At 42.0% G+C, this 22,275-nt stretch carries 24 protein-coding genes; 6 read left to right on the forward strand and 18 right to left on the reverse strand.

Features of this window, described 5'->3' with window-relative positions; genetic code table 11:
- Nucleotides 1-22: 22 nt before the first annotated feature.
- Nucleotides 23-1,264, reverse strand: coding sequence for a cell division peptidoglycan polymerase FtsW (gene ftsW, locus O3629_RS00160; RefSeq protein WP_045759674.1), 1,242 nt, complete (start codon nucleotides 1,262-1,264; stop codon nucleotides 23-25).
- A 248-nt stretch (nucleotides 1,265-1,512) separates the two neighbouring features.
- Here ftsW and O3629_RS00165 point away from each other — a divergent pair, with 248 nt between their 5' ends.
- The 3 genes from O3629_RS00165 (at nucleotide 1,513) to O3629_RS00175 (ending at nucleotide 3,648) form a co-directional block, all read left to right on the forward strand.
- A complete protein-coding gene (locus tag O3629_RS00165) occupies nucleotides 1,513-2,388 on the forward strand; it encodes a GH25 family lysozyme (RefSeq protein WP_254742225.1) in 876 nt (291 codons plus the stop codon).
- A 140-nt stretch (nucleotides 2,389-2,528) separates the two neighbouring features.
- The gene (locus O3629_RS00170; protein WP_049497416.1) at nucleotides 2,529-3,002 is read left to right on the forward strand and encodes an aminoacyl-tRNA deacylase; all 474 of its coding nucleotides are present in this window, start codon (nucleotides 2,529-2,531) and stop codon (nucleotides 3,000-3,002) included.
- 22 nt (nucleotides 3,003-3,024) lie between these two features.
- A complete protein-coding gene (locus tag O3629_RS00175; RefSeq protein ID WP_118396691.1) occupies nucleotides 3,025-3,648 on the forward strand; it encodes a histidine phosphatase family protein in 624 nt (207 codons plus the stop codon).
- Between the two features lie 36 nt (nucleotides 3,649-3,684).
- On the opposite strand, the gene lysS is transcribed toward O3629_RS00175, so the two are convergent.
- The 4 genes from lysS to O3629_RS00195 all read right to left on the reverse strand — a co-directional run bounded on the left by lysS (nucleotide 3,685) and on the right by O3629_RS00195 (nucleotide 8,614).
- The gene (gene lysS / locus O3629_RS00180) at nucleotides 3,685-5,175 is read right to left on the reverse strand and encodes a lysine--tRNA ligase (RefSeq protein WP_070665415.1); all 1,491 of its coding nucleotides are present in this window, start codon (nucleotides 5,173-5,175) and stop codon (nucleotides 3,685-3,687) included.
- A 259-nt stretch (nucleotides 5,176-5,434) separates the two neighbouring features.
- Complete coding sequence (locus tag O3629_RS00185; protein ID WP_118227962.1) at nucleotides 5,435-6,778, reverse strand: ABC transporter permease; 1,344 nt, start codon at nucleotides 6,776-6,778, stop codon at nucleotides 5,435-5,437.
- Nucleotides 6,778-7,473: an ABC transporter ATP-binding protein gene (locus O3629_RS00190; RefSeq protein WP_371608533.1), complete on the reverse strand. Its 696-nt coding sequence runs from the start codon at nucleotides 7,471-7,473 to the stop codon at nucleotides 6,778-6,780. The genes O3629_RS00185 and O3629_RS00190 overlap by 1 nt, the downstream gene beginning before the upstream one ends.
- Nucleotides 7,457-8,614 carry an efflux RND transporter periplasmic adaptor subunit gene (locus O3629_RS00195; protein WP_371608534.1) on the reverse strand — a complete coding sequence of 386 codons (1,158 nt, stop codon included), beginning with the start codon at nucleotides 8,612-8,614 and terminating at the stop codon, nucleotides 7,457-7,459. The genes O3629_RS00190 and O3629_RS00195 overlap by 17 nt, the downstream gene beginning before the upstream one ends.
- A gap of 179 nt (nucleotides 8,615-8,793) precedes the next feature.
- Here O3629_RS00195 and gorA point away from each other — a divergent pair, with 179 nt between their 5' ends.
- Nucleotides 8,794-10,143 carry a glutathione-disulfide reductase gene (gene gorA / locus O3629_RS00200; protein ID WP_371608535.1) on the forward strand — a complete coding sequence of 450 codons (1,350 nt, stop codon included), beginning with the start codon at nucleotides 8,794-8,796 and terminating at the stop codon, nucleotides 10,141-10,143.
- Nucleotides 10,144-10,336: 193 nt separating this feature from the next.
- On the opposite strand, the gene O3629_RS00205 is transcribed toward gorA, so the two are convergent.
- From O3629_RS00205 to O3629_RS00215, 3 genes are all read right to left on the reverse strand, one after another.
- Nucleotides 10,337-11,068 carry a cyclase family protein gene (locus tag O3629_RS00205; protein ID WP_151378638.1) on the reverse strand — a complete coding sequence of 244 codons (732 nt, stop codon included), beginning with the start codon at nucleotides 11,066-11,068 and terminating at the stop codon, nucleotides 10,337-10,339.
- A gap of 12 nt (nucleotides 11,069-11,080) precedes the next feature.
- Nucleotides 11,081-12,223 (reverse strand): 5-methyltetrahydropteroyltriglutamate--homocysteine S-methyltransferase, encoded by a 1,143-nt coding sequence (locus O3629_RS00210; protein WP_254742231.1) that lies wholly within the window; start codon nucleotides 12,221-12,223, stop codon nucleotides 11,081-11,083.
- A 161-nt stretch (nucleotides 12,224-12,384) separates the two neighbouring features.
- Nucleotides 12,385-12,597, reverse strand: a complete 213-nt coding sequence (locus O3629_RS00215; protein ID WP_003002541.1) for a YdbC family protein — start codon at nucleotides 12,595-12,597, stop codon at nucleotides 12,385-12,387.
- 90 nt (nucleotides 12,598-12,687) lie between these two features.
- Between O3629_RS00215 and O3629_RS00220 the strand changes: the two genes are divergently transcribed.
- On the forward strand, nucleotides 12,688-13,020 hold the full coding sequence (locus O3629_RS00220) for a hypothetical protein (protein ID WP_003008097.1): 333 nt from the start codon (nucleotides 12,688-12,690) through the stop codon (nucleotides 13,018-13,020).
- A 15-nt stretch (nucleotides 13,021-13,035) separates the two neighbouring features.
- On the opposite strand, the gene O3629_RS00225 is transcribed toward O3629_RS00220, so the two are convergent.
- Nucleotides 13,036-14,322 (reverse strand): U32 family peptidase, encoded by a 1,287-nt coding sequence (locus O3629_RS00225; protein WP_003002878.1) that lies wholly within the window; start codon nucleotides 14,320-14,322, stop codon nucleotides 13,036-13,038.
- 95 nt (nucleotides 14,323-14,417) lie between these two features.
- Complete coding sequence (locus O3629_RS00230; protein WP_254742234.1) at nucleotides 14,418-15,347, reverse strand: peptidase U32 family protein; 930 nt, start codon at nucleotides 15,345-15,347, stop codon at nucleotides 14,418-14,420.
- A gap of 129 nt (nucleotides 15,348-15,476) precedes the next feature.
- Between O3629_RS00230 and O3629_RS00235 the strand changes: the two genes are divergently transcribed.
- Nucleotides 15,477-15,770, forward strand: a complete 294-nt coding sequence (locus O3629_RS00235) for a DUF3270 family protein (RefSeq protein WP_254742236.1) — start codon at nucleotides 15,477-15,479, stop codon at nucleotides 15,768-15,770.
- A gap of 369 nt (nucleotides 15,771-16,139) precedes the next feature.
- Here the strand turns inward: O3629_RS00235 and O3629_RS00240 are convergent, their stop codons facing one another.
- The 8 genes from O3629_RS00240 to O3629_RS00275 form a co-directional block, all read right to left on the reverse strand.
- Complete coding sequence (locus O3629_RS00240; protein ID WP_070674971.1) at nucleotides 16,140-16,598, reverse strand: YtxH domain-containing protein; 459 nt, start codon at nucleotides 16,596-16,598, stop codon at nucleotides 16,140-16,142.
- Nucleotides 16,599-16,612: 14 nt separating this feature from the next.
- Nucleotides 16,613-16,996 (reverse strand): DUF948 domain-containing protein, encoded by a 384-nt coding sequence (locus tag O3629_RS00245; RefSeq protein WP_254742239.1) that lies wholly within the window; start codon nucleotides 16,994-16,996, stop codon nucleotides 16,613-16,615.
- A 3-nt stretch (nucleotides 16,997-16,999) separates the two neighbouring features.
- Nucleotides 17,000-17,782 carry a prolipoprotein diacylglyceryl transferase gene (gene lgt, locus O3629_RS00250; RefSeq protein WP_254742242.1) on the reverse strand — a complete coding sequence of 261 codons (783 nt, stop codon included), beginning with the start codon at nucleotides 17,780-17,782 and terminating at the stop codon, nucleotides 17,000-17,002.
- Nucleotides 17,779-18,711: an HPr(Ser) kinase/phosphatase gene (gene hprK / locus O3629_RS00255; RefSeq protein WP_021153591.1), complete on the reverse strand. Its 933-nt coding sequence runs from the start codon at nucleotides 18,709-18,711 to the stop codon at nucleotides 17,779-17,781. Before hprK ends, lgt begins: the two co-directional genes overlap by 4 nt.
- 172 nt (nucleotides 18,712-18,883) lie before the next feature.
- Nucleotides 18,884-19,258: a hypothetical protein gene (locus tag O3629_RS00260; protein WP_195326757.1), complete on the reverse strand. Its 375-nt coding sequence runs from the start codon at nucleotides 19,256-19,258 to the stop codon at nucleotides 18,884-18,886.
- Nucleotides 19,259-19,270: 12 nt separating this feature from the next.
- The gene (locus tag O3629_RS00265; RefSeq protein ID WP_195412408.1) at nucleotides 19,271-19,552 is read right to left on the reverse strand and encodes a PspC domain-containing protein; all 282 of its coding nucleotides are present in this window, start codon (nucleotides 19,550-19,552) and stop codon (nucleotides 19,271-19,273) included.
- A 74-nt stretch (nucleotides 19,553-19,626) separates the two neighbouring features.
- Entirely contained in the window at nucleotides 19,627-20,082 is a 456-nt protein-coding gene (locus O3629_RS00270) for a SprT family protein (RefSeq protein WP_155167511.1), read from the reverse strand.
- The gene (locus O3629_RS00275; RefSeq protein ID WP_155167509.1) at nucleotides 20,069-22,195 is read right to left on the reverse strand and encodes a Tex family protein; all 2,127 of its coding nucleotides are present in this window, start codon (nucleotides 22,193-22,195) and stop codon (nucleotides 20,069-20,071) included. Before O3629_RS00275 ends, O3629_RS00270 begins: the two co-directional genes overlap by 14 nt.
- Nucleotides 22,196-22,275 lie beyond the last annotated feature (80 nt).

The following is a 22,275-nucleotide window of genomic DNA, read 5'->3' on the forward strand; positions in this document are numbered from 1 at the left end:
ATAGCCATTCAACAATTCCCTTTTAATAATAAGGTTTGATTTTACCTTTTTCTTCAAAAACCATGCCTTCTTGTTCCATCTTAGCCCGTTTTTCACTAGCATCGATATTCAAAACGAAAGCAATCGCTACGGATAAGACCCATAAGCTATTTCCCCCTTGGGATAAGAAGGGGAAGGTCACTCCTGTAGACGGAATCAAACCAGAAATTCCTCCGATGTTAATGAAGGTTTGCACTAAGATCATCCCACCGATCCCAATGGCCATCATCGAATTAAAAGGATTCTTTGCTCGAATACCGACTAAAATGATCCGAAGAATTAAGAAAAATAGGAGAGCAAGGATCAAGCTAGCTCCAACAAAACCTAATTCTTCAATCACGATCGCAAACACAAAGTCTGTGTGCGCTTCTGGTAAGTAACCTTGTTTTTCAATGGAATTTCCTAGCCCCAAGCCAAACCAACCACCGTTACTCATGGCATAGTAAGAATTAGCTAATTGGTGACCTGCGCCAGACAAGTCATTAAAGGGGTTAAAGAAGGCACTAAAACGTTTGGCTACATAACCAAAGACAGGAATTTTAGCGACACGGTCCACACCGATAATCCAAATTGAACCAAGGACAATGGTGGATGCTCCTACAACTAAACCAAGTAAAGAGGTAAACCAACGATAGCCCACTCCACTAGCCGTAATCATGATCAAGACCGTTAAGGCCAAGATCGTCGCATTTCCCAAGTCCGGCATAATCACAACGATTCCAATCAGAATCAAGGTCAGCCAACGCCAATCGTTTAAATTCCTTGGAATCCATTCATTGTGGGTCAAGGCTTGATAATCATAATCGCGGATCTCGTCTTGTCGTTTAGAAAAGATCAAGGCTAGATACCAGACTAAGATCACCTTGAGATATTCTGCTGGCTGGATACTAAACCCTCCAGGAATGGTCAACCAACCGTGAGCCCCATTGACCGTATCTGTGATAAACCTAGACAAAATCAACAAAATCACTTCAGCAAAAATGACAACAGCCAGTACTTTTTTATTTCGAAGGAAATCTAAGCTAAATTTATAAATCAGGGCGATGGTTAGGAGACTAAGGATAAAAAAGAGTCCCTGTGTCCGTACCATCCGAATCGAACTCACTCCACTTTGAATTGCCAAGGCACTTGTTGTCGAATAGACAACAATCAAGCCAATGATGGATAAAATCAAATAGGGAATGAGGATGGAATAATTTAAAAGATGTCTTTTTTCAATTTTCATAATTCACCATATTCCTAATGTTCAACCTTCATTATATCATTTTTAAGAAGCAAAACCAAGGAAAGGCCAGAAAAGATTCGGCTTCTTCCCTATTTTCAAGAAATATTCTAATCATTCTTCTTATTTTCATATATTTTTATCCTTTTTCGATGAAAAGATTCCTTTTTTTTGAAAATAATGGCTGAAATCAGCATCTTTTAAGCATTAAGTTTTGCCTTTTCGTTTTTTTTACGGTAAAATGTTTCTGTATGAGAAAAAGGATAAAACCCGTTGTTCTCTTGGTCTTTTTTATCGGTATCATTTCTTTTCTCGTTCTTTCACGAACGATTGCCGATCTACAAGCAAGAGAGCGACAAGAAACAACCAAAACCATTCCGAACTCCAATACATCAAAAAAAGCAACAACTGCTTCCTCTTCTTCAAAAAAAGAAGAAGACATTAATCCAGAACTGGTTGGTCGCCCGATCATTGATATTTCTGGTTGGCAATTGCCAAGTGAAATCGATTATGATACCCTTTCTCAAAATGTAGGGGGCGTGATCGTTCGTGTTCACAGTGGTGCTCAAGCTAAAAAGGAAAATGCAGCGACCTACTTAAATGGTCTGGATAAATCTTATCAAACTCATATCCAAGAATTCCAAAAGCGGAACATTCCTGTCGCGGTCTATGCTTATGTCGCGGCCAAGGATAAAAAAGAAATGGAGAAAGAGGCAGAAGAATTTTACAAGGCTGCTTCTCCTTATAAACCGACCTACTATTGGTTGGATGTTGAAGAAAAAACCATGAAGGATATGAATGCAGGCGTTGAAGCTTTCCGAGCAAAACTACAAGCTTTGGGTGCAAAAAATATTGGACTCTATATCGGAACCTACTTCATGGAAGAACACAGTATCTCCACTGATAAATTTACGGCTCTTTGGATTCCTACTTATGGATTTGATGATGGCTACTATAATGCTGCACCAGATACCAACACGGAATACGACTTGCATCAATATACCTCTCAAGGGCAATTAAATGGATTCTCACACTACTTGGATCTCAACCAAATTGCTCCGACGCAAGACCAGGAAGCGATTTATCGGAAACTTTTCAAGGTACAAAAAGATAACTCTTCCTCATAGCCTTAAAACAGCAGATCAAGTGATCTTCACTTTTTCTGCTGTTTTCTATTTTTAAGGAGAAGACAATATCGTCGCTATTATATGTTATAATGGTCTAATGAAATCTGATTTTGTAGAGAAAAAGAGAAAAGGAGAAAGCCATGGCAAAAAAAAATAAAGTAAAAAAAACCTTGGTCGAGCAGATCTTGACAAAAGCAAAAATTGAACACGTAGGCCTACAAATCAACGCTTTAGAAGGGATCTTACCAGAAGGGATTGATCGCTCTACTATTTTCAAAACCCTAGCTCTCAAAGGTGATAAAACGGGTCCTGTGATTGGGATCATTCCTATTACGGAGCATCTTTCAGAGAAAAAATTGGCCAAATTATCGGGAAATAAGAAAGTGGCTATGATTCCTCAAAAGGATCTCGAAAAAACCACAGGTTATATTCATGGTGCCAATAATCCGGTGGGCATTCGTCAAAAGCATCCTTTCCCAATCTTTATCGATGAATCAGCCCTTCAGTTAGAGAGCATGATCGTATCTGCTGGGGAAATCGGCCATAGTATTCAAATCAAACCACAACTTCTAGCAGACTTCGTACAAGCGACTTTTGCAGATATTTTGGAATAACGACAGAGAAGGAGACAAGATTGTGAAACTATATTTTATTCGACACGGACGGACAGAATGGAATGAAGAGGGACGTTTTCAGGGATCAAATGGCGATTCTCCGCTGTTACCAGCCTCTATTCATCAGCTTGAAAAATTAGGAAAGCACCTAGCTAGTGTTCCTTTTGATGCAGCCTTTGCAAGTGATCTGCCACGAACAGTCCATACCGCACAGATCATCCTCGATCAATTGGAGACACCTCTAGAATTGCAAGCAACGCCTGCTCTTCGTGAGTGGAATTTAGGAAAACTGGAAGGTGCTAAAATTTCTACCATTTCAGCTATCTATCCCCAACAAATGGATGCCTTTCGCCATAACCTAGCCCGCTTTCAAAATGAAATCTTTGATGCAGAATCTGTCTATGAAACGACCAAACGTACCTGTGATTTTGTAAAAAGCCTGAAAGGAAAAGAGCTCGATACTGTTCTCATCGTTGGACATGGGGCTAATTTGACAGCTTCTATTCGAACCTTGCTTGGTTATGACACAGGAGAACTCCGCAAAAATGGCGGACTAGATAATGCCAGCGTGACGATTCTGTCAACAGATGATTTTGAGCACTATCACTTAGACACTTGGAACGACACCTCTTATATGGAAGACTAAAAAACACTGATCTTGCGATCAGTGTTTTCTTTTAGCTTATTTCATAGTTGGGAAGAGTAGGACGTCGCGAATTGTTGTTACATTGGTCAACAACATAACGAGACGGTCAATACCAATTCCAAGTCCACCTGTTGGTGGCATACCATATTCAAGGGCTTCAACATAGTCATAGTCGATGCCTGTAGCCTCGTCATCTCCCAATTCTTTGGCACGCGCTTGCGCTTCAAACCGTTGCAATTGATCGATTGGATCATTCAATTCCGTGAAGGCATTGGCATACTCTTTGGTCATGATAAAGAGTTCGAAACGGTCAGTGAAGCGTGGATCTTCTGGATTTTTCTTAGCCAATGGAGATACTGCTACTGGGTGACCGTAAACAAAAGTTGGTTGTGTCAAGGTTTCTTCAACGAATTCTTCGAAGAAGGCATTGATAATTTGTCCCACTTCTGTGTAGTGTTTTTCAACTGGTACATGTTTTTCGTTTGCCAGTGCTACAGCTTCTTCAAAGGTCATGTCTTTCCAGAAGTCAACACCTGTGATTTCTTTAATCGCATCAACCATGTGAACCCGTTTGAATGGTTCGTTGATTTTGATTTCTGTTCCTTGGTAGTCAATTGGACCATCACCATGGACCGCTTTCGCAGCATGTTGGATAATGCCTTCAGTTAAGTCCATGATATCGTGGAAGTCAGCGTAAGCTTGATACACTTCGATCGAAGTGAATTCAGGGTTGTGAGTGGCATCCATTCCTTCGTTACGGAAGATCCGTCCGATTTCGTAAACGCGTTCCATCCCACCAACAATCAAACGTTTCAAGTGAAGCTCAGTCGCGATACGAAGCACCATGTCAATATTTTGCGCATTGTGGTGAGTGATAAATGGTTTGGCAGCCGCACCACCAGCTTCATTGTGAAGCACTGGTGTTTCCACTTCAAGGAATCCTTGACCATCTAAATAACGACGGATTTCAGAGATGATTTTTGAACGGGTTACAAAGCGTTCGAAGCTTTCACGGTTTGAAATCAAATCCAAATAACGTTTGCGATAGATGGTTTCAACATCTGAAAGTCCGTGGAATTTTTCAGGCAAGGGACGAAGGGCTTTTGACAAGTGAGTGATATGAGTTGCTTTAATCGAAAGTTCACCCATATCTGTGCGCATGATTTCCCCTTCAACACCAAGGAAATCACCAAGGTCTGCTTTTTTGAAGATCTCGTAGTTTTCTTCTCCAACTGCATCCTTACGAACGTAGATCTGAATTTGACCTTCACGGTCTTGAAGATGGGCAAAGCCAACCTTTCCTTTTCCACGTTTTGTTACAAGACGACCGGCAATAATAGCTGTTTCGTTCAAGTCGTGGAGTTGTTCTTTATCTAATTCTGAATATTTTTCTTTTAATTGACCTGAATTTGCAGTACGTTCGAATCGTTTCCCAAATGGATCGATTCCTTGTTCACGAAGGGCCGCCATTTTCTCACGACGGACAATCTGCTGGTCATTCAATTCTTCCATATGTTCAGTAGTCATTTGGAACCTCCTAAGTTATTCTCCCCTATTCTATCATATTTAGGCCAGAAATTCACTAATATTTACCAATTAAACAAAAATAAGATGGAAGAAAAAATGCAGCTTCTTGAATGAATACTCAAAAACATCTGAAGACCGTCATTGACTGTCCAAATAGTTTGACCTGTATAAGACAAGGTTTCGACAAGCTATTCCAAAACAGCATCAAAAAGGAGCTTGGAGAATCTTAAGCAATTCATCCTGACCCGCTCCTATTTTTTTATTCATAACGCAGTGCTTCGATCGGGTTTAACTTAGAAGCCTTATTCGCTGGTAAAATTCCAAAGATGATGCCTACAAAAGCAGAGAAAATAATACTGCCGATGGCGACATTTAAGGAAATAATCGGTGGTCCTTCTAGGGAGGCTGCTGCGAGTGTAGTAATCAAGCTATTCACACCATAAGCAAGGCCAAGGCCAATCAGCCCACCAATGATGGTTAAGACCATCGACTCAATCAAAAATTGAACCAAAATCTTACCTCGGGTTGCTCCCAATGCTTTGCGAAGACCGATCTCTCTCGTCCGCTCTGTCACAGAAACCAACATGATATTCATGACTCCAATCCCGCCAACCAAAAGGGAAATCCCTGCAATAGCTCCGATGACTGATGTCATAATTCCTACTACTTTATTGGTTTCCTCTAAGATGCTATCCAAATTAAAGATTTGGAATTCTCCCTGGCGAACACCTGAAAGTTCTGTTAACTTTTGAGCAGCTTCGATCCCAACGGTTTTGATCTGTTTCACATCTGGTACATGGACGACAATATTTTGAATTTCATCGGTTCCAAATTCAGATGCCAGCTGGGTATTAGCCATCAAGGCACTTCCACCTGAAGAAGCTCCATAGAGGGCTGTCCCTGCATTTGGATCCTTGAAAATACCAACGACGCGATAATTGTTATCCCCAACAGAGACCACCTGATTCAGTGGATTCTCCGTTCCAAATAATTGTTGGGCCAATCCTTCATCAAGGAGCACCACCCGGGAGAAATTACTATAGTCTGAAGGGGTTAATTTTCGTCCAGATAAGAGCTCAACCTTTTTGACAGAAAAATAGGTTTCATTTACCCCTTGGATGTTTACCCCTTCTGCTTTTTTCTTTTGAAAAGCAATGGTTGCATTGGAGGTATTGCTAACATAGTAACCATCGATGCCTTGAATCTTGGTTAATTCCTTAACCCAAGATTCTTGCACAACTGGTGGTGCTTCTTGGACTTGACCATCAACATCTTCAGCGTTTTCCCCATCGATATCCGATGGAGCAGCCATCCCTCGGTCTTCAGCTGCAGGGCCACTTTCGCCTCCGCCTTCTCCTTCTCCAGTATCATCAGAAGGACCAATATTGATCCCAGTCACATAGCCACTCTTGTTGGGAGAATAGGAGATTTGTACATACTCTTGGTCCTTGGTGAAGGTCTTGGTGACACCAGCTTTCATACCATCTCCCAGAGCCATGATGACAACGACAGAAGCGACCCCAATAATGATCCCCACCATGGTCAAGAAAGACCGTAATTTATGGCTCATAATTGAGCTGATCGCAAATTTCCAATTTTGCATTAGGTCCCCCTTTCCAGCTTGCTATCTGAGGAGATCACTCCATCACGAATGACGATGCGGCGATGCGCAAAGGCTGCAATTTCTGGCTCGTGTGTAACCATGATAATGGTTTTTCCTTCTTGGTTTAGCTTGGTTAACAAGTCCATTATTTGCTCCCCCGTCTTGGTATCTAGGGCTCCAGTCGGCTCATCTGCTAAGACGATGGCTGGCTGATTGACAAGGGCTCGAGCAATCGCAACCCGCTGTTTTTGACCCCCTGAGAGTTCCGACGGCAAATGGTGCATGCGAGAATGGAGCTCCACCTTTTCAAGGTACTGCTCAGCTAATTCCTTCCGTTTAGCTGGATGAACTCCCGCATAAATGAGAGGCAGTTCTACATTTTGAAAGGCATTGAGCTTAGAGAGAAGAAAGAATTGTTGAAAGACAAAACCGATCTGTTCATTTCGAACACGTGCTAATTTTTTCTCACTGAGATTTCCAACCTCCTGATCTTCTAGAAAATACTCTCCACTGGTCGGGCGGTCCAACAAGCCAATGACGTTCATCAAGGTCGATTTTCCTGAGCCAGATGGACCCATAATGGCCACAAATTCTCCCTCTTCGACTTCTAAATCGATGTCTTTTAAGACACGAAGTTCCTGATCCCCATTTTTATAGGTTTTATTGATTCCTTTTAGTTCAATCAATTTTGTCATATTTTCCGATCTCTTTTCCATCTTCCAGTTTCTCATTAGGATTCACAATAACTTGAGCATCTTTCTTCAAGCCTGACAAGATTTCCTGGTTTTCAGCATCGGCGTTACCAAGCGTCACTTTTACTTTCTTAGCCTTGCCATTTTCGACCGTCCATACATAGCTCGTATCCCCATCAGCCATGACACTTGTCACGGGAACAAGGGGATGTTGAGTAGAACTTTTGACTTCAATATTGACAGAAAAGCCTTGTTTGAGTTCTCCAATCTCACTGGTAATATCCACTGTAAATGGGTACTTGGCTCCACCGCTTCCTTGTGTTCCACCTGCTGCATTGGCACCTGCTTGACCCGCGTCGGTCGGATAGTTGGCTACATAAGAAATCTTGCCTGTCCAGGTTTTATCCGGATAAACCTTGGAAGTGAGGACCACTTCCTGACCTTCAGAGATATTGGCCAAATTGTATTCAGACAACTCCCCTTTGACTTGTAAATTCCCGTTGCTCACAATGTGAACCAGAGTTTGGTTGGTCCCTGTAGTCGATTTTGAAACATCTTTATTGACTTCGACCACGGTACCATCTGTATTACTCCTAACTGTTGTCGCATCCAGAAGAGCCTTAGCCTTGTTCATATTATCGACCGCATCCGACTTGGCATCTCGTAAATCGCTAGCTTGAGAATCAACTGTTCGTTGGGTCTGAGAAGCTGATTTGGCATCTGCTTCTTCATCACCTGTCGTATCAATGGTCACACCATTTGTCAGTAAGTCATTTAACTGACGATCTGCCTTATTGACAGCACGAACGGCTGCATCATAAGCTGTTTGGGCCTCTGTACTGCTATACTGAACAATTGGCTGACCGGCCGTCACTTGATCTCCTACATTGACCAAAATCGATTGCAAATCCCCTTTTGTTCCATCAAAATAGACATACTGTTCCTGGTTGGCAGTGACTTTCCCAGTTAACAAGACTGAAGAAGCGATCGATCCATCCTTGACCGTTTGCACCATTGGAGTTTCTTTCGTGATTGCTTGATCAGGTGTATTTGGGTGCGAAAACATCATCACACTTCCTGTTCCAATCACCACAATTGCTGCACCTGCAGCTGTAAATAGTTGCCATTTTTTCAATTTCTTCATCGTTTTTCTCCATCAAAGAAAGCGTTTTATTCTATACCATAGTATACCATATTTCCTTACTTTTCTATCTAAAATTGACACGGCAAAATGAAATTTAAATGCTTGGTAACATGCTAAACCCTTGACTTTTGTAACAGTTGATATTACAATCAAACTGAAATCCCATTTAGGAGGAAAACATGAAAGAATTTGATATTATTTCAATTGGTGGAGGTAGTGGAGGAATCGCTACCATGAACCGGGCTGGGGAGCACGGAGCGCGCGCTGCTGTCATTGAAGAAAAACAATTGGGTGGCACCTGTGTCAACAGAGGATGTGTGCCTAAAAAGATTATGTGGTATGGTGCACAAATTGCAGAAGCTATTCGCGCTTATGGACCAGACTATGGATTTACTTCTGAACAAACAAGATTTGATTTTGCAACCTTAAGAAAAAATCGCGAAGCCTATATTGATCGTTCCCGTAATTCCTATGATGGCAGTTTCAAGCGAAATGGAGTTGAACGAATTGAAGGACGTGCCCGTTTTGTGGATGCTCATACGGTTGAGGTAAATGGAGAAACCATTAAGGCTAAGCATATCGTGATTGCGACCGGTGCCCATCCTTTTATCCCTTCTGTTCCTGGAGCAGAATTCGGCGAAACTTCTGATGATGTCTTTGCTTGGGAAAAACTGCCAAGTTCCGTTGCCATTATTGGAGCTGGCTACATCGCGGTGGAACTAGCTGGTGTGCTCCACCATTTAGGCGTTCAAACAGACCTCTTCATCCGAAAAGATCGGGTTTTACGTAGTTTTGATTCCTACATTATCGATGGCTTAATGGAAGAAATGGAAAAACAAAACCTTCCGCTTCACAAACACAAGGTTCCCATGAAGCTTGAAAAATTAGAAGACGGTCGTGTGAAGATTTATTTTGAGGATATGACCAGCCACGTGGCAGATCATGTTATCTGGGCAACAGGACGAAAACCAAATGTCCAGGATCTCAATCTAGAAGCTGCCGGCGTCACCTTAAATGAAAAAGGATTCATCGCAGTGGATGAATACCAGAATACAGTTATTCCAGGAATCTATGCTCTTGGGGATGTCACAGGAGAAAAAGAATTAACCCCTGTCGCTATTAAAGCTGGACGCACTCTTTCTGAACAACTATTCAATGGAAAAGTCAATGCCAAAATGGATTATACAAACATCCCAACCGTTGTCTTTTCTCACCCTGCTATTGGAACCGTTGGCCTAACGGAGGAAGAAGCCCAGCAAACTTATGGAAAAGAGAATATCAAAGTCTATACTTCTCAATTTGCTTCCATGTACACCGCTGTTACCCAACACCGCCAGCAAGCAAAATTCAAACTCATCACTGCTGGTCCCGAAGAAAGGGTCGTTGGCCTTCATGGTCTTGGCTACGGAGTCGATGAAATGATCCAAGGATTTGCAGTTGCTATCAAGATGGGAGCGACAAAAGCCGATTTCGATGCAACTGTCGCCATTCACCCAACCGGATCCGAAGAATTTGTGACGATGAGATAAAAAATAAGAGAGTGGGACAGAAATCGGTAATTCCTTAGAATTCGATTTCGTCGTCCCACCTCCGCACAGTTGAGTAGGGCTGTAAAAGCTGATGAAATCAGCGTAGTAGAGCCCACTCAACCACTGCGTCTTGTTCTACAATCCAAAAACAATTGAGAGGCTAGGACTTTTGTCCCAGCCTCTTTTTCTTTGTTTATGGTAAGATGGCAATGGCACGGACAGGTGAACCAGTTGCCTTGTCCCAGTGAGGGAAAGCAATCGAAATCAAAGCACCTACAGCTGGAACTTGGTCCAATTGGTTCAAGACTTCAACTTGGTAGATATTTTGTTCCAAGAGGTAGTATTCATTGACCAAACCATGCTCTGCTGCTGGAATACCTGCATCGGTATCAAAGGTTTCATGACCCACAGCCTTGACATGGCGTTCATGAATCAAGAATTCCAAGGCTTCACGGCTCCATCCTGGACTTTGTTGAACACCATTTTCATCTAGGTTACGCATAGCATCTTGATCTGGCCAACGTTTTGACCAATCACTGCGGAAGGCAACAAAAGCACCCTCAGCAATTTGTCCATGCTCTGCCTCAAAGTCTAAGATATCTTGTTTGCTCAAGATAAAGTTTGGATTGGCAGCAACTTCTTTAGACTTGTCGATAACATAAAGTGGCAAGAGGAGATCTTTGAGGTCAATCTCATCCAACCAACGACCCCCTTTTACAAAGTGAATCGGTGCATCAATATGCGTTCCGTATTGACCAACCACTGTAAATTTTTGAACATGGAAACCATCTTTTAATGTGAAAAGATCTTCTTGTTGCAAAGCAGGAAGGGCTGGGAAGTGTGGACTTTCCGCATTGATTTGGTGACTCAAGTCCACCCATTTTTTAGCTTGCAATTCTTTATAAATACTTAGTAAATCTGACATGTTTCTTCCTCCTTATTCGCCCCAAACTTCAGCGACAATTTCCTTAATCAAACCGATTTTTTTCCATTGGTCTTCTTCTGTCAAAATGTTTCCTTCTTCTGTCGAAGCAAAGCCACACTGAGTAGACAGGTAAAGATTTTCCAACGGTACATACTGACTTGCTTCTTTAATACGAGCAATCACTTCGTCCTTGTTCTCCAATTGACCACTCTTAGATGTCAAGAGGCCTAACACCACTCCTTTACCAGGGGTTACTTCTGCAAGTGGTTCAAAACCACCAGCTCGATCAGTATCAAACTCTAGGAAGTAAGCATTGACGGCTTCTTCTCCAAGGAGTTCTTTGGCAATCGGCGCATAGCCACCTGATGAAGCCCAAGTAGAATGGAAGTTTCCACGACAAACGTGCGTATTGACGGTCAAACCAGCTGGAACATTTTGGTAGACATCGTTGTTAAAGATCAAGAAGAGATCAGCGAGTTCTCGGCGAACCTCATCTTTTGACTTGCCTTGAGCTGCTCCCCAAGCCGTCAAGAAATTATCATCTACCAAGACACCCCACGTACAGTCATCTACTTGAAGAGTCCGAAGACCTGCATCATACAAATCTTGAATCACTTGAAGATAGGCTTGCTTGATGTCTTCACGAACAGCCGCAAAATCAGGATAGATGGTATTCAATTGTTCTACATGTTCTGCATCACGGATCAATTCAAAATAGAATTGCGCAGGTGCTGGAATGGTATATTTAGCCTCTACACCATCTACATCTGCCACAAGATCCCGCAAGAACTTGTAATGCTCTACAAATGGATGATTGGCTCCTGTGATTTTTCCAACGACAAGTGCTGAGTCCGCCTTGGTTGTTTCATCATGGAATTGATAACCTTGAGCAGCCTGGACATGATCAATGCCCCCAAAGCCCCAGAAGAAATCCAAATGCCAATAAGCTCGGCGGAATTCTCCATCAGTTACTGACTTCAGACCAGCAGCAATTTCTTTTTCAACGAGGTCACGAATCGCCTGATCTTCTACTTTTGTTAAGTTAGCCTGACTGATTTTTCCAGCTGCGAAATCTTCACGAGCCTGAACCAAAGCGGCTGGACGAAGAAATGAACCAACATGGTCTACACGATAAGGTGCATGTGTATGTGTCAATATGATTCCCTCTTTCCTATAAGTTTTACATTAATTCATCAATGCAACCATTATAGCAGTCTAAAACTTGATAAACAAGGGTTTAGGATAATCTAATATCTTTGACATCTATATAGCCTTAGACTATAACAAAAAAGAAGCCCTTGAAGGACCTCTTTTTCTTAATTTTTAAATGCATCGAGCATGACTTGGAACTCTTCGTTCGTGAGTGTAATGCCTTTTCCCATCTTTGTATGGTCGGGACTCCAGGTCCGGATATCATACTTAGCAGGAGCACCATTAAAACTCACACGGTTCAATTCTTTGGTCCAACCCTTGTCATTTTCTGACAAGACCAGCAAATGTTCTTCGATTTGGAATGAAAATTCTGCCATTTCACGACTCCTTTCTTGCCTTCTCATCTCTAATATTCGTAAATCATTTACAAAATCGTTGAAATTATCTATAATATATTGTATCAAGTTATGGAGAATTTAGCTATGAAAAAATTTCTCGAGATCGTTAAAGACCGAGCAAATGAATTTTTCAATGGAAAAGTCAGTACCCCTGCCCCATTAGAAGATGAGAGAATTATTGACATCATTCAACAAGCATTGCGAAAAAAACAAGGGGTACATGTTATTTTTTCAAACAAGAGTTTTACAGGCGATATTGTCAAGTATGACCAAGAACGCCGACAACTGATCGTGAAAAATTTTAAAAAGAGTATGTCCACGATTATTCGGATTTCTGAGATCCAGAAAATCAGTTTGGTCCCCAATAATATTCGCATCGCCCAACAAAAAGGAGAGGTTTAACCCTCTCTTTTTTTGTTATACTCGAACAGTTTTACTTGCCCCATCTTTTGAGTAGAGATTGATTAAACCTTCCTGGCAAGAACGAATCATATCTCCTGGCTTGACTTCTTGTGGAACGGTGATCGTAAGAAGTTCCATCGGATTTGGTGCGCGATCAATCTTCACTCCATCCTTATCATGTAAGTCTTGGATCTGGCATTCAAAATGACGGAAGCCTGGTCCGTAGAATTCCACTTGGTCGCCTTCATTGATGACATTCCGTTGGCGAATCGTCGCAGTCATGGTAGATGGATCAAAGTCAACCACTTCTCCTACAAATTTGTATTGAGGAATCTTACGACGTGCCCCAAACAATTGTTCGTTTTCAGTCGGTGTTTGGTAGTAGAATCCAGTTGCCAATTCACGTTGAGCAACTTTCCACAATTCATTGATCAAATCATCCTTGATGGCATAAAAGGCTTCTGGACTTTCCATATAAGCATCACAAGCTGCCTTGTAACAGTTGGCTACTGTTGATACGTAATGGACAGATTTCATCCGGCCTTCAATCTTCAAACTATCAACCCCATTATCAATCATATCTGGAATATTTTCGATCATACACATGTCCACGGCTGACATAGAGTATTCTTCTGGGACTTGCCCTTTGATACTCTTGCGTTCTTGGCCAAATGGCATATCATAGAGATCGTATTTCCAACGACAAGATTGAGAACAACCACCACGGTTGGCATCCCGGTCAGACATGTGGTTAGAAAGGGTACAACGTCCGGAATAAGAAATACACATGGCTCCATGAACGAAGGCTTCGATCTCAAGATCGGTACGCTTACGGATCTCTGCCAACTCTTCCATGGATACTTCACGGGCCAAGACGACACGGGTCAAGCCATATTCTTTCCAGAAATGGAAGGTCTCCACATTGGTTGCAGAAGCTTGCGTAGACAAGTGAATATTGAGTCCAGGTGCATAGGTTGCACAGATTTCAATCAAGGCCGGGTCTGAAACGATCACGGCATCAAGGCCCATATCCCGTAATTCACGGAACCATTCACCAGCCCCTTGTTCATTTCCCTCATGGGTTACCATGTTCGAAGCCACGTGTACATCTACGCCACGTGCATGAGCATATTCGATACCTTCACGAAGCTCATCCATGGTGAAGTTTCCGGCACGGCTACGCAAACCATAGGCTTGTCCACCAACGAACACAGCGTCTGCCCCATAATTAACGGCAACTTTTAATTTTTCTAATGTTCCAGCAGGTACCAAGACCTCTGGACGTTTTTTTGTATTTGTCATGTTTTCTCCAATTTACAAGATTGTCGATATGATGAATAGCCTCTTCGTTCCCTGAAAAAGGAAAACTCACAAACGAAGAAGTCCTAGTTTTTTTATTATTTTACACGATCTGGTTCATAATCATAGAAACCAGTATCCAAACCACGATTAGCTGGATGCAATTTGCGGATTTCTTCATCAAACAGATAGGCTTGATCCTGTGTAAATGTTCCATTTTGAATCAAATCACGAGCCTTGACAAAGTACTCTGTAATCTTGACAAAGTTTTCACCCGGACAGTAGACACCATCGAGTTTCCAATGATCAAATCCGTGTTCTACCAACTCAGACAATTTGGTCATCATATTCAAGTCATTATTTGAGAAGATATGGGTTCCATGTTTGTCCTCATAGACTGAATAGTGAGAATTGGGATCTCCTGGTTCTGCTAAGAACAGATCGCGATCTTTGGTCACAGACTCTTCTGTCTTGATAAAGTTGTAATAATTCTGAAGTAGCGGTCGTTTCGAATGGTGAATAATGCTAGCACCATAGACCAAGACTTCTGCTGGAATCTGAAGATTCTCAGCCATTACGAATAATTCGGCAGATGGAATCTCACGAGCCAAAACAGCCTCGGAAGCTCCTGCTTGTTTTCCCCAGAAGTTGATCTGGCGGCTAGAAGTGACCATGGTAGAAGCATCGTAAATCGTTTTGAATGGATAGCCATCTCGTTTCAAGACATAAAAAACGCCCGCATCTCCGACAGTAATATAATCAGCCTGAATTTCCTTTAAAAAATCTAGGAAAGGCTTGATTGAATCCATCATCGATTGGTGCATGAGTGCATTTACAGCTACTGTCAATTCTTTGCCAGCAGCATGGACCAGTTGGGCAATTCGATTTATTTCGTCATAGCTTAAAGTTTGAGGCAATCGTAATCCGTAGTTTTTTTCACCGACATAGATTCGGTCAACCCCTGCATCAATCAGGGCTTGCGTTTGCTCAACACTCTCTGCTGTTGCTGTAATAATAATATTTTTCATAGAACCATTATAACAAAAATTCCGATATTCTAGAAAAATTTATTCATTTTGTAAAATTTGTAACATTTTTGTAACATTTATATAGCTGAATTCATGATAGAATAATAGAGTACTGTTAGGAGAGAGAAAATGCCCGTAAGAAATTTAAGACACTATGATGAAGAATTCGATTATATCGAATTAACCAAACAAACCCAAGAAACCCCTATTCAGGACTATGCTCCTGAAGTTGAACCCGCACCTCAATTAAGTGAATTGCTATATTTTTTGAATATCGCTATTTTCTGTGTGTTGACGGTTGTATTTAGTTTTGTCTTTTTAGCAACAAAAATGAATACCTTCTTTGCGTTTGCTTTAGCGATTGGTTCTAGCTTTGCTACTATTCAAGGGTTCCGAATTTACTACAATAAACGAAAAAAATAAAATCAGGTTCGCCTGATTTTTTTATTTACTCGAATTTTTTTAATTCCTAAGTTGTCAAATTAAGTTAGACTTTTCATGTAACTCAGAAAAACTTGGTATGGTGTTTGATAATTCAAAGGCTTCCTAGGAATTCTATAAGAATAAATACTTTTTATGAGTTAAAGTTATTCAATGATCTTTTGAAACTTTCCGCCGTGAGAAAAGTGCCTGAAACAATTATGTTTCAGGCACTCGGGAGTTTTGAAACTTTAGGTTCAAAACTAAGTCATGGAACTTCTTTGAAGTTCGCTGACGTCCGTACTCACTTAAGGAAAGTTTCTAAGATGAATTTATCTTCAATCTGAAAAGAGGCTCACTGAGCCTCATTTTTTATGCTTCTTTTGTTTCTTCTTCAGCTGCTTCTTCAGAATTTTTTTCATCCAATTCTAAAACGATGTCTTCTGATTCTGTTTGTTTGCGAATGGATTGAACCAAGTCATTGCCACTTAGATTTTCTTTTTGAAGTTTATCCTTAAATGAGTGATAGACTTCTTGAGATTTTTCAACCACATCTTGCGTCTTTTCTTTGACAGATTCCAAAACAGTTCCTGTCGTAATTTCTCCAGAACCAACTTTTTCTTTGGTTTGTTGGATCACTTCTGCTGCTTGTTTTGAAACATCCTTAGCAGTTTGTTTCACCGATTCATGTACTTCTTGAGGATCTTCTTGATAATCTTTTACGAAGCGCACCACTTTTTTAGTGACTTTCTTTCCTTGCTCTGTTGATAAATAGTAGGCTGCTGAAGCACCTGAAATCACACCAATTAATAAACTAGATAAACGTCCCATATTCTTCCTCGATTCTATTTAAATAATTTTGAAGCCATCTTAATCGCTTTTAATCCGATAGAGGCTTTCACTGTTTTTCCACCAGCTGACACCGCTTTGACACTCAATTGACGGGCTTGATCATTCAAATCTGAAACAGACTCTGAAAGATCCGCCACGGCTGTAAAGAGCGGGTCAATCGTTGCAACTTTTTGATTCAAATCATCCGTTAAAACATTGACCTTTGCCAATAGATCATTGGTCTGATGCAAGGTGACATTGACATCTGATGTCAAAACTTGGATGGCTTTTTGCGTCTCATCTACTACTTTTCCAATCTTTGAGAGGAAAAAAATCATATAAATGACAAGCGCTACTAAGGCAAGGCCTAAGAGGCCGTAGGCAATTTCAATAAACATATATTACTCCTTTGCTTCTACATAATAAGGGGCTTTTTTGCAACGTTGGTAGATGATGATGGCGAGTCCAACTAGAATCAGGATCATCGACAACCACTGGGAAACACGTAAGCCCGCAAACATCAGGCTATCTGTCCGCATTCCTTCGATGATCATCCGACCAAAACCATACCAGATAAGGTAAAAGGCTGTGATCTCACCTTGCCGCAAAAATTGTGGCTTCCTCCGAAGAATCAAGATCAAGAGAAAACCTAGCAGATTCCAACTGGATTCATATAAGAAGGTTGGCTGACGGTAACTACCATCTATATACATTTGATCTCGAATAAAAGAGGGCAGGTAGTTGAGACTTTTAACAGCAGCTCCATAAGCTTCCTGGTTAAAGAAGTTTCCCCAGCGACCAATACTCTGTGCAATCATGACGCTTGGGGCCGCAATATCTAAGAAATCAATTGGCTCAATCAAGCGTCTACGAGAGAATAGATAGAGGACAAGGGCACCTGTCAAGAGGCCACCATAAATCGCGATTCCTCCGTTCCAGATCGCAAAAATCTCACTAAGATGCTGGCTATAGTAACCCCATTCGAAAATAACGTAATAGAGTCTGGCCCCCACAATCGCAAGAGGAAAGGCGATCAAAATGAAATCAATGATAGCATCTGGATCAATTTTTTTACGGGGCGCTTCTTTCATAGAAAGATAAACGGCTAGAATCAAGCCAGAGACAATACAAATCGCGTACCAACGAATACTGATCGGACCTAATTGAAGGGCTACTGGATTCATTCCTTCACCTCATTTTGACTAATCAACTGGGACAAACGTTCTTCAAAAGTTTTGGTAGCATCATAGCCCATTTCTTTGGCACGAACATTCATCGCTGCGGCTTCGATCACGACCGAAATGTTCCGACCAGTCTTCACAGGGATGCGAATCCGAGGAATGGTCACGCCACCGATTTCTAACTCTTCTGCATTATTACCCAGACGATCATAAACCTGATCTTTGGCATAATTTTCCAAGTAAACGGCGATTTGGACTTGTGAAGAATCCTTGACAGCACTGGCTCCGTAGAGACTCATGACATCTATAATCCCGACACCACGGATCTCTAGTAAGTGGCGTAGGATTTCAGCTGGCTCTCCCCAAAGGGTCATCTCATCTCTCGCATAGATATCGACTCGGTCATCTGCTACGAGGCGGTGACCCCGTTTGACAAGTTCCAGACCTGTCTCGCTTTTTCCGATTCCACTATCTCCTTGGATCAAGACACCCATCCCATAAATATCCATCAAGACACCGTGTACACTCGTACGTTCTGCTAGCCGACTATCCAAATAGCTAGAAAGCTCTCCAGATAAACGACTCGTTGCAACATTGCTCTTCAAAATAGCTAGTTGCTTCTCTTCCGCAGCACGCAACATTTCTTCTGGAATTTCTAAGTTCCGCGCGACAATGATGACAGGTGTCTCTGGCTGGAACATCTTGCGCAGGACCTGATGACGGTTGTGAGAGCTCATCTTCACCAGGTAGGACCATTCTTTCATTCCTACAAGCTGAATCCGCTCAGGTGTGTAATAGTCGAAATAGCCCGTCATTTCAAGACCTGGACGTGAAATGTCCGCAGTCGTAATTTCCTTGCTTAAGAGTTTATCATCCCCATAAACAACCGATAGACGAAGCTTTTCCTGTAGATCGCGAACAGTAACTGCCATATCATTCTCCCTTTTCAAATTCTCTCTCTATTATAGCAGATTTTCTCTTCAGACGAGAGACTGAAGTATCATTTGAAAGATCCATTTTCAACTCCTTTTTAAGGCAAGCAAAAAGAGGCCAAGACAAAGGTCTCCAACCTCTAGGAAATGATGGGAACATATGAAGAATGCTCTAGCCTTGGCCTTGCAAGAAATCTTTGATCATAGATTTGATTCCGGTAGAGACTGCATAGACCACCGCATTTGAAGGAAATGCGATCAAGCCTAGCATAAAGGTGGTAGGTCCTCCCCCCAGCAAGGACAAAACCAGATACAAAATCGGAAGAAATAAAATCGAAAACCGATAAATTTGTGGTTTTCTAGCCATTTCTGTTGGCAGAAACAAGAGGTAGAAGAGGCTATTCCAAATGCCCAGTGGAAAAAGGAGCATTCCGATCAAAACTGTTCCAACTCCTTCACCAAAAAAACGATTTAAAATGAAAAACTGTCCTATAAAACTGAAGAAGAGATATAGAATAAAAGCAAGGGAATAGAACTTCTGCTTCACTCAAATCTCCTTTTAGAAAAATGGACTATCATTCTGATCATGGATGGGTTCGGCCTCTTTTCTTCGACGAGGTCGAGGGCCATCGTCAAACATTTCCTGCTCCTCCTCGTCCTTATAAGGCAAGGTCGTATCTAACAGTAAATAGATAATCACACCGATAAAGGCATGAGAAACCGTAAAAAGAATAAACAAGAAGCGTAGGAGAGTTACACTCAGACCAAATTTATCAGCTAAGCCAGCTAGCACACCTGAAACCAGGCGATGTCGTTTTAATTTGTAAAATGATGATGTCATTTGATTTTCCTCTTTCTAGTTAGACCTATTTTAGCAGAGTCGAACTGGAAAGAGATCCGCCTAAAGACTGATTCTTACACTTGTCTCATTTCAAGAAATTGCAGGCGGCTGTGACAGCGACCGCAGGCATATCTCTTCAGATCGATTTTTCGCTTTCGTCTATACTCTTGGCCACAATGGGGACATTGATAGAGATAGATCCGCTTGACTCGCCCAGTTCTATCTGGTAGAGGAGGTGTGAAACGAAGACCGTCCACTTGCTGGAGAAGTTGCTTAAAGTCTAGATCTTTATGGCGATAGCCTTTACCTTGATCGTAAAGATGGTAATGGCAGAGCTCGTGACGGACGATTTTACGAAAGACCTCTAACCCGAAAGCTTGGTATATTTTCGGGTTGAAATCAAGGTGTCGATCTTTGGGAAAGAAACGACCCCCAGTAGTTTGAAGACGTGAATTCCACTCTGCTTGATGGCGGAATTCTCTCCCAAAATCTTCTAGGGATACTTGGCGTACATACTCAGTCAGATTCATTCGGAGCTACCAAACTGAGATTGACTTTTTCGCGTTCCACATCAATCTTCTTCACCCAGACGGTTACCAAATCACCCACTGAGACGACCTGGCTTGGATGCTTGATAAACTGCTTACTCATATGGGAGATATGAATCAAGCCATCTTCGTGAATGCCAATATCGACAAAGGCTCCAAAGTCAACCACATTACGCACAACCCCTTCTAATTTTTGGCCTATATGGAGGTCTTTAATATCTAAGACATCCTGACGGAGCACGGGTGCATCAAAGGAATCCCGCAAATCGCGACCTGGTTTTAGGAGATCGGCAATAATATCTTTCAGGGTTTCTGGTCCCAGATCCAGCTGAGTAGACATCTCCTTTATGTTCACAGCTTTTAATTTTTCCTGAGCGGATGCATCGAGGTCGGTAATTTCAAGAAGTTGAAAAAGTTTTTCAACTTCCTTGTAACTTTCAGGGTGAACGCCGGTATTGTCCAAGATATTTTTACTTTCAGGAATGCGTAAGAATCCAGCCGCTTGCTCGAAAGCCTTGGCGCCGAGACGAGGGACTTTTTTAATCTGTGCTCGTGAAAGAATCATTCCTTCTTCTTCCCGGTATTTCACAATATTTTCAGAGATGGTTTTATTGAGTCCTGCTACATGGGCTAAGAGAGAGGGACTAGCCGTATTGATATTGACCCCAACTTGGTTGACGACAGTATCTACCACGAAATCCAAGCTTTCTGTCAGTTTTTTCTGATTGACATCGTGTTGGTATTGACCGACACCGATGGATTTGGCATCGATTTTCACCAATTCTGCTAATGGGTCTTGCAGACGACGGGCAATGGAGATGGCCGAGCGTTTTTCAACGGTTAATTCTGGGAATTCGTGACGGGCCAACTCACTAGCTGAGTAGACAGAGGCTCCACTTTCATTGACAATGACATAGCGAACTCCTGGATGGTCATGGAGGACCTCTGCGACAAAGGCCTCACTTTCACGGCTGGCGGTTCCATTTCCAATCGCAATAATTTCTACTCCGAACTCCTTGATCAAGGAGGACAGATCCTTTTTAGCCTGCTCGATCTGAGCTGGTTTTGCAGGAGCAACTGGATAGATGACCTGGGTGGCAAGCATCTTTCCTGTCTCATCGACAACGGCTAGTTTAGCACCAGTCCGAAAGGCTGGGTCAAATCCAAGGACCACGCGCCCTTTCAATGGAGGTATTAACAGGAGATTCCGTAGATTCTCAGAGAACAATTGAATGGCCCCGTCTTCTGCCACTTCTGTCAATTCTGTCCGTATCCGACGTTCGATTGCAGGTACGATTTTTTTCTTAACCGCTTGCTGAATAACCTCATCGACATAGGCATTTTTGGTTTTAAAACGAGCTTCAAAGATGCGAATGATTCGATCCAGATGGTGCTCAAATCCGACTTTAAGAACCCCCAATTTTTCCCCACGATTGAGAGCCAGGGTCCGGTAGCCCTGCATACTCTTGATCTTCTCGGAAAAATCATAGTAAATTTCAAAGGTTCTCTTAGGATCTAAACTTTCATCCTTCAAGGTTGACGTCATGAGAGAATGACCATGAATTTCTTGATAGGTGAGGGCCCGTAATTGGGTATCCTCTGAAATAGCTTCTACCAGAATATCCACTGCACCAGCTAAAGCCGCTGTTTCAGTTGGGAAGGCCTCACAGGTAAATTTCTGAGCCTCTGCTTCCAAGTTTGGACTATTCTGCAGGATGAGACGTGCCAAGGGGAAAAGTCCTGCTTCTCGGGCAATCGTCGCCTTAGTCCGCCGTTTTTCCTTATAAGGTAGATAAAGCTCTTCGACATCCGCTAATTTTTCAGCAGCTTCAATAGCCTGCTTGAGCGCCTCTGTCAGTTTTCCTTGTTCCTCAATCTTAGCAAGGACGGTTTCCTTTCGTTCAGCTAGAGCCGTTAAGGATTTGTCCCGATCAATAATAGCCTTGATCGCTACTTCATCTAAATTTCCCGTCATATCTTTTCGATAGCGAGCAATGAAGGGAATGGTTGAGCCTTCTGCGGTCAGACTCAATACGGTATCGATTTGTTTTAAGCTAACACCCAATTCGTGGGCTATTTTTTCATATTTATCCATAGCTTCTATTATAGCATATTTTACCGTAGCCAAGGCTTCTAGCCACCTATTTGCTAGGGTTTTGTAGAAGTTTCCTCCTT

This window comes from Streptococcus sp. 27098_8_12, from assembly GCF_041432115.1.
Lineage (GTDB): Bacteria > Bacillota > Bacilli > Lactobacillales > Streptococcaceae > Streptococcus > Streptococcus parasanguinis_V.

Bases quoted from the DNA above. Each gene is read 5' to 3' on its own strand.
- gorA (WP_371608535.1), top strand. From the start codon at position 8,794: ATGAAAGAATTTGATATTATTTCAATTGGTGGAGGTAGTGGAGGAATC.
- O3629_RS00170 (WP_049497416.1), top strand. From the start codon at position 2,529: ATGGCAAAAAAAAATAAAGTAAAAAAAACCTTGGTCGAGCAGATCTTG.
- O3629_RS00230 (WP_254742234.1), bottom strand. From the start codon at position 15,347: ATGAAAAATATTATTATTACAGCAACAGCAGAGAGTGTTGAGCAAACG.
- O3629_RS00185 (WP_118227962.1), bottom strand. From the start codon at position 6,778: ATGCAAAATTGGAAATTTGCGATCAGCTCAATTATGAGCCATAAATTA.
- O3629_RS00165 (WP_254742225.1), top strand. From the start codon at position 1,513: ATGAGAAAAAGGATAAAACCCGTTGTTCTCTTGGTCTTTTTTATCGGT.
- lysS (WP_070665415.1), bottom strand. From the start codon at position 5,175: ATGACTACTGAACATATGGAAGAATTGAATGACCAGCAGATTGTCCGT.
- O3629_RS00215 (WP_003002541.1), bottom strand. From the start codon at position 12,597: ATGGCAGAATTTTCATTCCAAATCGAAGAACATTTGCTGGTCTTGTCA.
- hprK (WP_021153591.1), bottom strand. From the start codon at position 18,711: ATGGCAGTTACTGTTCGCGATCTACAGGAAAAGCTTCGTCTATCGGTT.
- O3629_RS00270 (WP_155167511.1), bottom strand. From the start codon at position 20,082: ATGAATCTGACTGAGTATGTACGCCAAGTATCCCTAGAAGATTTTGGG.
- O3629_RS00205 (WP_151378638.1), bottom strand. From the start codon at position 11,068: ATGTCAGATTTACTAAGTATTTATAAAGAATTGCAAGCTAAAAAATGG.
- lgt (WP_254742242.1), bottom strand. From the start codon at position 17,782: ATGAATCCAGTAGCCCTTCAATTAGGTCCGATCAGTATTCGTTGGTAC.
- O3629_RS00265 (WP_195412408.1), bottom strand. From the start codon at position 19,552: ATGACATCATCATTTTACAAATTAAAACGACATCGCCTGGTTTCAGGT.
- O3629_RS00245 (WP_254742239.1), bottom strand. From the start codon at position 16,996: ATGTTTATTGAAATTGCCTACGGCCTCTTAGGCCTTGCCTTAGTAGCG.
- O3629_RS00220 (WP_003008097.1), top strand. From the start codon at position 12,688: ATGGAGAATTTAGCTATGAAAAAATTTCTCGAGATCGTTAAAGACCGA.
- O3629_RS00240 (WP_070674971.1), bottom strand. From the start codon at position 16,598: ATGGGACGTTTATCTAGTTTATTAATTGGTGTGATTTCAGGTGCTTCA.
- O3629_RS00190 (WP_371608533.1), bottom strand. From the start codon at position 7,473: ATGACAAAATTGATTGAACTAAAAGGAATCAATAAAACCTATAAAAAT.
- ftsW (WP_045759674.1), bottom strand. From the start codon at position 1,264: ATGAAAATTGAAAAAAGACATCTTTTAAATTATTCCATCCTCATTCCC.
- O3629_RS00225 (WP_003002878.1), bottom strand. From the start codon at position 14,322: ATGACAAATACAAAAAAACGTCCAGAGGTCTTGGTACCTGCTGGAACA.
- O3629_RS00275 (WP_155167509.1), bottom strand. From the start codon at position 22,195: ATGGATAAATATGAAAAAATAGCCCACGAATTGGGTGTTAGCTTAAAA.
- O3629_RS00195 (WP_371608534.1), bottom strand. From the start codon at position 8,614: ATGAAGAAATTGAAAAAATGGCAACTATTTACAGCTGCAGGTGCAGCA.
- O3629_RS00235 (WP_254742236.1), top strand. From the start codon at position 15,477: ATGCCCGTAAGAAATTTAAGACACTATGATGAAGAATTCGATTATATC.